Origin of the sequence: Arenibacter latericius DSM 15913 (genome assembly GCF_000424985.1) — a bacterium.
Lineage (GTDB): Bacteria > Bacteroidota > Bacteroidia > Flavobacteriales > Flavobacteriaceae > Arenibacter > Arenibacter latericius.
Genome location: NZ_AUKX01000042.1, coordinates 35,254 through 45,662 on the forward strand (window position 1 = coordinate 35,254; position 10,409 = coordinate 45,662).

Here is a 10,409-nt window from a genome sequence, read left to right on the forward strand (position 1 = left end):
CCCTCCTATTCAAAACCTTGAGATCTGCGACAGTATCTCAAGCTGTGATTGATGCCTTTATCATTGTATAAAAATCAATTTTACGGATGCAGCAATCAATACCACAGTAAGCATATACCTCACATTCTTATTACTCATTTTTTTACTACCATAATAACTCCCTAGAAATCCGCCTATTACCGCTAGGGCAACCATTAAAATCGACTGCTTATTTAATACTATGCCGTTAGTAAACTGACCTGCTAAACCTGCAGCAGAATTAACCCATATAAAGAGGGCAGATACCGCAGCAGCTTCTTTCATTTTTCCCCAATGCAACAATAAAATTACCGGACTTAATATAATGCCGCCTCCAATGCCAATAAGGCCCGAAAAGAAACCTATTACACCTCCTACCAGCAAACCTTGCCATAGCTTTACCTCTCTTATAACCTCATTTTCCTTACCAAAAACGTTTAACATCTTTAATATTGCAAAAATCAGCAATATCCCTAAGATAATTTTATAAAGACTGGCATCCACAGTGATAAGTCCGCCTAAATAAGCCATTGGAATAGAAGAAATTGCGAAATACAGGAAGAGTTTTTTATTAAAATACCCTTCCTTATAATAGAAGAAAAAAGAGGTGCCTGCTACAAATAAATTTAAAAGTAAGGCCGTAGGTTTCATGGTTTCTGGAGCCATAGAAAACAAGGACATTAATGCCAAATATCCACTTGCGCCTCCGTGACCAACCCCAGCATATAAAAACGCAATCACTGGAAGTATACCTAGAAATATTAAAAAGTTGAGATCATCAATCATCATATACTATCCAATGCTTTTAGTTGTTGGTCTAGGAAGGCCCAACAATTCTTATTAATATTTTCAAATGCTTCCATAAGCTTTTTTCCATACGGGGTAATTTTGGTTCCCCCTCCTTTTGCACCGCCCACGGTTTTTACAACCACCTTCTTTGTTGCAGATTTGTTTACTGCATCTACCAAGGTCCAAGCTTTTTTGTACGACATCCCAAGCGACTTAGCAGCTTTGGATAAAGAGCCTTCTTCATCAATCGCTTTTAATAACTTCACTCTGCCTTCCCCCAAAAAAACATTATCTCCCGCTTCAATCCAAATTCTGCTTTTAATTTTATACTTACTCATATCTCATAAATTATTTAGCAGGTAATAATATTGTTTCTACACCTTCTCCTTTTTTTATTTCAGTTACCTCCTCTGGAATGTATACCAAGGCATTTGCATCCCCAAAAGCGCTTAACATAGCAGAACTTTGTCCGCCCAGAATATGAACATGACTTCCGTTTACTTGTGCTTTTAAAAATTGTGGCCGATTACCCCGAAGAAAATAATCCGCAGATAACGGCATGATAATACGCGTAAGTTGCGTTTTACATGCGCCTTCAGTCTTCTTTAGTAGCGGATACACATAAATATAAAAACAACTTAGTGCGGCTGCGGGATTCCCTGGTAATGCAAAAAGGGACACTCCGCCTTTTTTTCCAAAAAACAAGGGTTTACCAGGTTTTTGATTTACCTTATAAAAAATTTCTTCTACTCCTATTGCATTTAATGCTTTGCCTACAAAATCGTACTCCCCAACTGAAATACCTCCTGTTGCCAGAACAACATCGCTATTGTTTATGGCTTTTTGCAGGACTTCTTTTGTCTGCTTATAATCATCCTCCACTTTAATCAGTTTAGCATCCTTATACCCTAATTCACTTAGTACTGAGGATAGCATGACACCGTTAGATTCATATATTTCACCGAAGGAAAGTTTCCTTCCTGGAGTTATAAGCTCGTTTCCTGTAACAATAATAGAAATGGTAGGCTTCTTATAAACCGTAATAGTAGTAATCCCTAAACTTGCTAAAAATCCAATTCGTGCACTATTAATTTTAGTTCCCTTAGGTAAAGCGATTGCTCCAACTCTTATTTGTTCTCCCTTAGGTCTTATATTCTGATTAATATTTAATGGCTCATCCACTACGATCCTATCTCCACTTACCCTTACTTTCTCCTGCATTACTACCGTATTAGCCGTATCTGGAACTGGCGCTCCAGTAAATATCCTTACCCCCTCACCCGCTTTTAAAACAGGATTTGCAGCATCACCCGCCTTTACTTCACCCAGAACTTTATAAGAATTAGATTTTCCCATATACAGCGCATAACCATCCATAGCCGACTGTCTAAAGGGAGGCATATCTATTTCTGAAATTACATCCTTGGCCAACACAAAATCTAAGGCCTCATTAAGAGCTACCTCTTCCGTTTTTACTGCTAAAGAGGCATGCTGTAAAACAAGATTTAGTGCTGATTTAACGTTTATCATAATTTTATATCAAGTTTAGATATCAACATACTATAGATTTAAAAAGAATTTTTATAAAATTTTGAGGAAATCACAAATAATTAAAATTTCACAAAACAACCACATCCATCTGATTATCAATACGAAGCAGATTAAAACTCACTAAAATCCGTTATTTCCGAATAAATATAGCGCTTATCATAATATCAAAACCTGAGATTTATCATTCTTTTTTATGAGTAATATTTCGTAATTTGAAACTGTTAATCTTATGTTAACTGTTTTATTAATATTGTATAGACCAACCAATTGACATTAAAACTGACCAGAAATGCCAATAAAAAGTTATCTCGCCCATCCTGTCCCAGGGAAAAAAGAAGAATTAATGGAAGCATTAATCCGTCTTGGGCAATGTGAAGTTATTCCTGCTAAGAATCAAGATGTGTTAGCGTTAGTAACAGATACTCCAGATGAACTATCTGAAGAACTTCTAAAAGAGAAAATTGAAGCTTTAGAAAGTCTAAAACTATTGTCTTTAGTCTCTGGTTTCAACGTATCCCAAAATTAATTTGATTATGAAAAAGTCTCCAATTGATAGAAGGAATTTTATCAAAAAAATGGCCATGCTATCCGCCATGACTGCTGCTGCCTCCATGTTTCCGGGTATTATATTTGCTAGTGAGCAGGAAAAAGGAATACCAAAAGACGCAAACCTAGATTGGAAAAAAGGACCTTGCCGTTTCTGTGGCGTTGGCTGTGGCATCTTGGTAGGTGTTGAAAACGGAAAACCAATTGCGGTTAAAGGCGACCCTAATAGTAAGGTTAACAAAGGATTATTGTGTGTTAAAGGATATCACCAAACGATGTGTATCCAATCTAAAGACCGGTTAGAACATGCTTTGGTAAAGAAAAATGGGCGCTATGTAAAGACCCCTCTTAATGAAGCATTGGATATTGTAGCCAATAAAATGAAGGAGACCATTGCAGCTCATGGAAAGGATTCGGTAGCCATGTACACCTCCGGACAATCTACTATCCCAGAAGGGTATATAGCATCAAAACTGATGAAAGGGGCTATTGGGACCAATAACCTAGATTGTAACGCTCGTTTATGTATGGCAAGTGCCGTTACAGGGTTCATGACCTCATTTGGTGCCGATGAGCCCATGGGTTGTTATGAAGATATAGATTACGCGGATTACTTTGTAACCTGGGGAAACAATATGGCAGAAATGCATCCGGTACTATTTTCTAGAATGCTGGAGCAAAAAACCAAACGCGGTGCTAAAATAATCGACTTTGCTACCAGAACCACTCGCTCTAGTACAGCTTCGGACAGGTCTATATTATTTGAACCGCAAACCGACCTTGCCGTTGCGAATGCTATATGTTATGAAATTATAAAGAACGGATGGGTAAATAAATCCTTCGTTGAAAAACATTGTACTTTTAGTAAAGGCCTCACCAATATGGGGTATGGACTAGAAGATCACTATGAATTTACCGATAAGCCAGAACAAATAGATTTTGAAGCGTATAAAGAATTTTTAAAAGATTATAGTCCGGAAAAAGTATCAAAATATTCTAAAGTGTCTGTTAAAGACATTAAATACTTAGCCCGAATTTTTGGAGACCCTAATAAAAAAGTGGTTTCTTATTGGTGTATGGGGATGAACCAACATACTAGAGGGACTTGGATAAATAATCTTGTTTATAACATTCATTTACTTACAGGTAAAATATCACAACCAGGAAACGGACCGTTTTCTTTAACCGGACAACCTTCTGCTTGTGGTACCGCTAGAGAGGTGGGAACCTTTACTCATAAGCTTCCAAAAGGGGTGGTAACCAACGAAGAAAATAGAAGGTTGGCAGCAAAAATTTGGAAGGTTCCTTATGAACGTATTCCTTCTAAACCCACTTACCACGCAACAGAAATGTTTAGAGCGGTAGATCGGGGCGATATTAAATTTATATGGACACAAGCCACTAATCCCCTAGTATCCTTACCTAAAACGGGGCGCTATAGACCAGGAATGCAAAAAGACTCCTGCTTTGTAGTGGTTTCTGATGTTTTTCCAACCCCCACATCGGATGTAGCGGATGTAATATTGCCAGCTTCTTGGCATATAGAGAAAGGCGGACTCTATGGGAACTCCGAACGTAGAACACAGTATTGGGAAAAAATGGTTGAAGGTCCGGGAGAAACCACAGCAGATGCTTGGATGTTCATTGAAGTGGCAAAACGAATGGGGTATGGCGATTTATTTCCATATAGTAAGGAAAATCATGTTGAAGAAATTTATAATGAGTATATCCAATTCCATGAAGGTAATAAACACGGCATGGCGCCATTAGAAGTTCTAAAAAAAGAATCTGGCGTTATTTGGCCTTATGTAGATGGGAAATCTACACAATGGCGCTATAACGCCAAATATGATCCTGCCTGCTCTAACGGTGAAGATTTTCATTTTTATGGAAAACCAGATGGGAAAGCAGTGATATGGCAACGTCCCTTTGAGGATGCGCCCGAAAAACCAGATGAGGAATACCCATTCTGGTTAAATACAGGTCGCGTTATAGAACACTGGCACACTGGATCTATGACTAGAAGAATTCCCGTATTGCACCAAGCTATGCCACATGCCTATGCTGAATTCCACCCTGAAGATGCAAAAGCCTTAGGAATTAGAAATGGGGAGAAAATAAAAATTGTTTCTAGAAGAGGATCCTGTACGCTTCCTGCCTCTATAAACGAACGAGGCCTACCTACTAAAGGTCAGGTTTTTGTTCCCTTTTTTGATGAAAATATGCTTATCAACGATGTTACATTGGATGCTTTTTGCCCTATATCCAAAGAACCCGACTATAAAAAATGCGCCGTTAAAGTTGTAAAAGCATAGATATGAAGAAGAGATTAGGAATTATATCACTTTTCGTCATCATATTCATAGCCTTCATAGTGATATGGAATTATAGCTATAAACAATCTTTTGAAGAGGCATATATATCGGTTATTGAATCCCCTACCGGAAATTATATCCCGGCAGAGAGTGGTGCATTTAGACGTTTAGAGGACGCCCATCTGGATTATGCCAAAATGCCGATTGATGAAAATCATCAACGTTCCTTGGAAGAGTATTATGATAATAGAGCCTATCCAGGTGCCCCACCAAGTATTCCACACCCTGTTGCAAAGGAAATGAGCTATGGAGCCAATACATGTAATCAGTGTCATCAAAATGGAGGGTTTGTAGAAAAATATAATGCCTATGCCCCTATTACCCCCCATCCAGAAATGATTAACTGTAGGCAATGCCATGTGGCAATTATTTCAAACTCCACTTTTAAAGAATTTGCATATTCAAAACCAGAACCCCCAAAGGTAGGTGTAGGAGTAAACAATGCCTTATTAGATGGACCTCCAATGATTCCGCATCAATTACAAATGAGAGAGAACTGTGTTTCTTGTCATGCCGGACCTAGTGCACCAAAAGAAATTAGAGTTTCCCATCCGGAACGAGTTAATTGTAGACAATGTCATTTACCAATGGATTCAAAAAAAATAGATGGGGATATAAATACTTTCATAAGACAATTCAACACCTCCAATGAAGAATAAAAATCTAACATATTACGCCTTACTATTTCTAATAATAGTACTCAGTTCGTGCAAAAACGAAGGTGAATATCATTCGGTGAGCGATAGAATAAAAGCAGAAGAAAAGCCTTATCATGGTACGCTTACCTCGGAAGAGCTATTAGCAGGAAGAGACTTAATTAAAATTACCGAGGGTGAGCATACTTTTTTGATTCCAGAACGTAAATCACAGATTAAATCATTTGCCTGTATTGAATGCCATAGCAAGCCACTTTCACAGATGAAAGGGACCGATAAAGCAAAAGCACATTGGGATATAACTATAAATCACGCCAATATAGAAACTATGGACTGTGCTACTTGTCATAATGGCGAGGACATGAACAATCTTAAATCCCTGACTGGTAGAAATATAGATTTTAATCTTAGCTATAAACTTTGCGCCCAATGCCATACCACCCAATTTGAAGATTGGAAAGGTGGTGCCCATGGTAAGAAGATTTCAGGCTGGACTCCACCCAGAGCCTCTATGACCTGTGTGGAATGTCATAATCCCCATGATCCAGGTTTTAAACAACGATGGCCTGCACAATTTAATACAAAGAAAGCTATAGAGCGTAATGAAGGTTTAGATCACTAAAAATATAAGCATGAGTGAAAATAAAAAATGGTATTCTTTAGATCTTGGTCTTAATAAGAAAAAGGGGTCCTCTGGCAGTTGCGGATGTGGAAAAACAGAAGGCGGATGTAATTCTCATAAGGAAGAACTCAGCGCAGAGGAGTTTTATGAAGCTGCTATAAACGCTTCTATAGGCGAAGAACGACACAAGGACGGATTTGAGCAGGTTTTTGATGTAAAGATGGACAGAAGAACTGCCTTTAAAAAACTTACTGCAAGCTTGCTTATTGGTGCAGGAGCTGTTAGTACCTCTTGTAGCTTAACTACTAGTGGCGATGCTAAAGAGAAAGCACAAATAGATTGGGAAGAGCAGTTTAAAGGCAACTATAAACTAATGACCGACGATGAGAAAAAGAAAACGGTAGATAGGCTGATGCGTTCCTACGAATTACGTACAGGCAAGAATATTAGTATGACTGCGGAAAATGCTGCAGAAGATGTGCTCTTTGGATACGCCTTTAATATTTCCAAATGTCAAGGCTATATGGATTGTGTATCTGCCTGTGTAGAGGAAAACAATCAGGATAGAAACTCAGAAATGCAATATATCCGTATCCACGAAATGAAAGATGGAGAAGGCTTTAAGTTTGATAAAGCGGATGATAACTATTACCATGAGGTGCCTCAGGAAGGTCATTTTTATATGGGAACCCAATGCTTTCATTGTGACGACCCACCATGTGTAGACGTATGTCCTGTACAAGCGACTTGGAAAGAAGAAGATGGTCTAGTTGTTATAGATTATGATTGGTGCATTGGTTGTCGCTATTGTATGGCTGCTTGTCCTTATGATGGAAGAAGGTTTAACTGGAGTAAACCCGAAGTACCGGAAAATGAAGTCAATAAGAATCAACACTACTTAGGCAATAGAATGCGAAAAAAAGGAGTGATGGAAAAATGTACTTTTTGTGTTCAGCGTACTAGAAAGGGTAAAAATCCGGCCTGTGTTGAAGCCTGTCCTACAGGAGCTCGAATTTTCGGAAATCTATTAGACCCTAACAGTAGTATCAGATGGGTCTTAGAAAACAAAAAAGTTTTTAGACTTAAAGAAGATTTAGGAACAGAACCCAAATTCTGGTATTTTATGGACTAAGGAACATTAAGTTAAGGTAGTTGCAAATATTATAAATCAAAAATGTAAGGTAGTATTCTCATGTGCTTTCCAGTGATTTAAAACAATAAGAATGGGACAATTTAAAGTATTAAAAAGTTTAGTCGTAGATAGTTTAGATACCATCACAAAAGGCTCTCTAAAATACCATTTATGGATGGGGTTTTTAACCATAGTAATTCTAATTGGGATGTACTGCTATTCTATTCAACTAGACGAAGGGCTAAGCGTTACTGGAATGAACGACCGTGTTAGTTGGGGACTATACATCTCTAATTTTACTTTTCTAGTAGGTGTTGCCGCCGCCGCCGTAATGTTGGTGATGCCAACTTATATCCTAAAAGATATCGATTTTAAACAGGCGGTACTCATAGGAGAAGGATTAGCTGTATCCGCATTAATAATGTGTATCGCCTTTGTAATAGCAGATATGGGTGGTCCTGCCGTACTGTGGCATATGATCCCGGGAATTGGCGTATTTAACTTCCCTAAATCTATGTTAGCATGGGACGTTATAGTGCTTAATGTCTATCTTTTTATAAATATTAGTATCCCTTTCTATATCCTCTTTAGACATTACCAAGGGAAAGAGGCAAAGCATAACGTGTATTTACCTGGGGCTATTCTTTCTGTATTTTGGGCGGTAGCCATTCATTTGGTTACTGCATTCCTATATCAGGGGTTACAGGCAAGACCTTTCTGGAACAACGCTTTACTAGGCCCTCGATTCTTGGCTTCTGCATTTGCTGCAGGTCCGGCCTTGATTATTCTGGTATTAGCAATTATAAAGCGATTTACAGAGTTTAAGGTAGAGGAAAAGACCATAAAAAAAATTGCAATGATTGTAACCGTTGCAGCTCAGATAAACCTTATAATGTTGATATCAGAATTGTTTAAAGAATTTTATGCGCCTACGCATCACAGTGAAAGTGCTTACTACCTCTTTTTTGGATTACATGGAAAAACAGCTTTACTACCTTGGATTTGGACCGCTATTACGCTGAATGTTATTGCCACCGCTATGCTTACATTTAATAAGCTAAGAAACAATTTAAATGTACTATACCTCTGTTGTATAATGTTGTTTGTTGCTATATGGATTGAAAAAGGTTTTGGACTTATAGTACCTGGCTTTATTCCTGGTCCTTACGGTAAAATTGTAGAGTACTTACCTACGGGTATAGAGGTGGGCGTTACTTTAGGTATATGGGCGCTGGGTGCTTTTATTTTTACCATTTTGGCAAAAACGGCTATTGGTATTGAGTTGGGGAAACTACAATTTAAAAGCAAGAAAGACACTGTTTAATCAGTTAACCGTACCCTTGGAAAAGACTAACACAGGTATTTTAATACCCAAAAGGCATTGTTTTAAAGTCTTTAGCATCCCGTTTGAAGTAATATTTGATTAAGTAATAAAAATTGAACATTAACTTAACCCAAGAGTGGTCGATTTTTAATTTCGATAAATCTTAATTATAAACTAGTGTTTATTGATACCGTTCTAGAATCAATCTTTCGGACCTAATAAGCTTGCACCCTATTTTCGGTTGGTTAGTATATGTTAGCATTGGGTTAATGGATTTCCGCACCTCGATTTTAACATGGGAATCTACTCTAAAATTACTGTTAGTAAGTCCTAATCCTTTCATCAAATAGCAAAGCCATTTTCTGCACATCTATTCCTTTAACATTAACGTCCAATTACTAAATGAATTAATAGTTATTGGCTTTGGGGCAATCAATATTCGCTTATCTTCTTACATTACAATTCCTAAAACGTGCAAGGCTATTTCGCAATTAAATGTAATTGACCAGAATCTTTTAATTTTTATTTGATTGGTTTGATGTCAAGATTTAATGAGATATATACAGTTCCATTAAATGGTCTATTATGATTAAAATTGCTACGTTTTATAATCAAATAATACAATTTTATTAATCTCTAAAATAAACAATATGAAACCCACTTTTCTCTTAGGTGCAGCGTCATTATTTTTTAAAACAAGAAAAGCCAAAGTTATTTTGGTTGGACTCCAATTTGGATATCTAGCTTACAAGTTACTTAAGAATAAAAATGAAAAATCAGTGAAGAAAATTAAAGGTTAGACTTTCTTTATTCTAGTTAGGTAAAAGCAATATGCTGAGTACCCTCCTCCTTTTATATTCTATATAGTTCTGTTTTTCACTATTTTAAACGCTACCTAAAACTAATATTTCACGTTTTTTTTGAACTAAAAAATTCCGGTTTTTCATTCAATTATTGTAAAAGTTTAGGCTTTGTATTTACATTTTCGATAATAAGCGGCAAATAAGACAACATCTAATTTATCCTCCTGGATTGTTAACCCGCATTATTCACCAAGAGTTTTTTCTTCAAGGAATTTGAGGATAAATTTTGCATTCCCTGGATTAAGGTAATTTTCCGGGATAGTTTTCCAGCTGTTAGATGAACCTTCTGTAAATTTTAGTGCAGATATGACTATTTTTAGTCCTGATATTGTTGAAATTTCCCGATAAGGCATAGGTATCCCAAGACTGATAAACAGTGAGATGAGTAACTTTTAGCCAGAGAGCAATTCCTGGAATAGATGCTGGTACACAAAGGCTTTGGAGAGCCGGTAATAAATTCTTCTTTTGGTTATTTTAATGGTAGCACCTATTTTCAGCAGGTGAGTCCTAATGCTGCTGATCTGCCATTTTTT

11 protein-coding genes are annotated in these 10,409 nt (G+C 37.2%); 7 read left to right on the plus strand and 4 right to left on the minus strand.

The window, feature by feature from the left end; genetic code table 11:
• Window positions 1–60: 60 nt before the first annotated feature.
• Genes H344_RS0113100 through H344_RS0113110 form a run of 3 tightly spaced genes read right to left on the minus strand, consistent with a single transcriptional unit; the run spans window position 61 to window position 2,337 of the window.
• Window positions 61–807 carry a sulfite exporter TauE/SafE family protein gene (locus H344_RS0113100; RefSeq protein ID WP_205667178.1) on the minus strand — a complete coding sequence of 249 codons (747 nt, stop codon included), beginning with the start codon at window positions 805–807 and terminating at the stop codon, window positions 61–63.
• On the minus strand, window positions 804–1,145 hold the full coding sequence (locus tag H344_RS0113105) for a winged helix-turn-helix domain-containing protein (RefSeq protein WP_026810744.1): 342 nt from the start codon (window positions 1,143–1,145) through the stop codon (window positions 804–806). Before H344_RS0113105 ends, H344_RS0113100 begins: the two co-directional genes overlap by 4 nt.
• 10 nt (window positions 1,146–1,155) lie before the next feature.
• Window positions 1,156–2,337 (minus strand): molybdopterin molybdotransferase MoeA, encoded by a 1,182-nt coding sequence (locus H344_RS0113110; RefSeq protein ID WP_026810745.1) that lies wholly within the window; start codon window positions 2,335–2,337, stop codon window positions 1,156–1,158.
• A 310-nt stretch (window positions 2,338–2,647) separates the two neighbouring features.
• Here H344_RS0113110 and H344_RS0113115 point away from each other — a divergent pair, with 310 nt between their 5' ends.
• From H344_RS0113115 to H344_RS21710, 7 genes are all read left to right on the plus strand, one after another.
• A complete protein-coding gene (locus tag H344_RS0113115) occupies window positions 2,648–2,884 on the plus strand; it encodes a hypothetical protein (protein ID WP_026810746.1) in 237 nt (78 codons plus the stop codon).
• A 7-nt stretch (window positions 2,885–2,891) separates the two neighbouring features.
• A complete protein-coding gene (locus tag H344_RS0113120; RefSeq protein ID WP_051254311.1) occupies window positions 2,892–5,219 on the plus strand; it encodes a molybdopterin-dependent oxidoreductase in 2,328 nt (775 codons plus the stop codon).
• Window positions 5,220–5,221: 2 nt separating this feature from the next.
• A complete protein-coding gene (locus tag H344_RS0113125; protein ID WP_026810748.1) occupies window positions 5,222–5,938 on the plus strand; it encodes a cytochrome c3 family protein in 717 nt (238 codons plus the stop codon).
• A complete protein-coding gene (locus H344_RS0113130; RefSeq protein WP_026810749.1) occupies window positions 5,928–6,557 on the plus strand; it encodes a cytochrome c3 family protein in 630 nt (209 codons plus the stop codon). Before H344_RS0113125 ends, H344_RS0113130 begins: the two co-directional genes overlap by 11 nt.
• A 10-nt stretch (window positions 6,558–6,567) precedes the next feature.
• On the plus strand, window positions 6,568–7,689 hold the full coding sequence (locus tag H344_RS0113135) for a 4Fe-4S dicluster domain-containing protein (RefSeq protein ID WP_026810750.1): 1,122 nt from the start codon (window positions 6,568–6,570) through the stop codon (window positions 7,687–7,689).
• 91 nt (window positions 7,690–7,780) lie between these two features.
• On the plus strand, window positions 7,781–9,013 hold the full coding sequence (gene dsrP, locus H344_RS0113140) for a sulfate reduction electron transfer complex DsrMKJOP subunit DsrP (RefSeq protein ID WP_026810751.1): 1,233 nt from the start codon (window positions 7,781–7,783) through the stop codon (window positions 9,011–9,013).
• A gap of 650 nt (window positions 9,014–9,663) precedes the next feature.
• Window positions 9,664–9,813, plus strand: coding sequence for a hypothetical protein (locus tag H344_RS21710; protein ID WP_157378275.1), 150 nt, complete (start codon window positions 9,664–9,666; stop codon window positions 9,811–9,813).
• A gap of 455 nt (window positions 9,814–10,268) precedes the next feature.
• Here the strand turns inward: H344_RS21710 and H344_RS22430 are convergent, their stop codons facing one another.
• Window positions 10,269–10,397 carry a transposase gene (locus H344_RS22430; RefSeq protein ID WP_157378286.1) on the minus strand — a complete coding sequence of 43 codons (129 nt, stop codon included), beginning with the start codon at window positions 10,395–10,397 and terminating at the stop codon, window positions 10,269–10,271.
• Window positions 10,398–10,409 lie beyond the last annotated feature (12 nt).

Excerpts from the sequence above, each read along its gene's own strand:
- H344_RS0113100 (WP_205667178.1), bottom strand. The coding sequence starts at position 807 with ATGATGATTGATGATCTCAACTTTTTAATATTTCTAGGTATACTTCCA.
- H344_RS0113105 (WP_026810744.1), bottom strand. The coding sequence starts at position 1,145 with ATGAGTAAGTATAAAATTAAAAGCAGAATTTGGATTGAAGCGGGAGAT.
- H344_RS0113110 (WP_026810745.1), bottom strand. The coding sequence starts at position 2,337 with ATGATAAACGTTAAATCAGCACTAAATCTTGTTTTACAGCATGCCTCT.
- H344_RS0113115 (WP_026810746.1), top strand. The coding sequence starts at position 2,648 with ATGCCAATAAAAAGTTATCTCGCCCATCCTGTCCCAGGGAAAAAAGAA.
- H344_RS0113120 (WP_051254311.1), top strand. The coding sequence starts at position 2,892 with ATGAAAAAGTCTCCAATTGATAGAAGGAATTTTATCAAAAAAATGGCC.
- H344_RS0113125 (WP_026810748.1), top strand. The coding sequence starts at position 5,222 with ATGAAGAAGAGATTAGGAATTATATCACTTTTCGTCATCATATTCATA.
- H344_RS0113130 (WP_026810749.1), top strand. The coding sequence starts at position 5,928 with ATGAAGAATAAAAATCTAACATATTACGCCTTACTATTTCTAATAATA.
- H344_RS0113135 (WP_026810750.1), top strand. The coding sequence starts at position 6,568 with ATGAGTGAAAATAAAAAATGGTATTCTTTAGATCTTGGTCTTAATAAG.
- dsrP (WP_026810751.1), top strand. The coding sequence starts at position 7,781 with ATGGGACAATTTAAAGTATTAAAAAGTTTAGTCGTAGATAGTTTAGAT.
- H344_RS21710 (WP_157378275.1), top strand. The coding sequence starts at position 9,664 with ATGAAACCCACTTTTCTCTTAGGTGCAGCGTCATTATTTTTTAAAACA.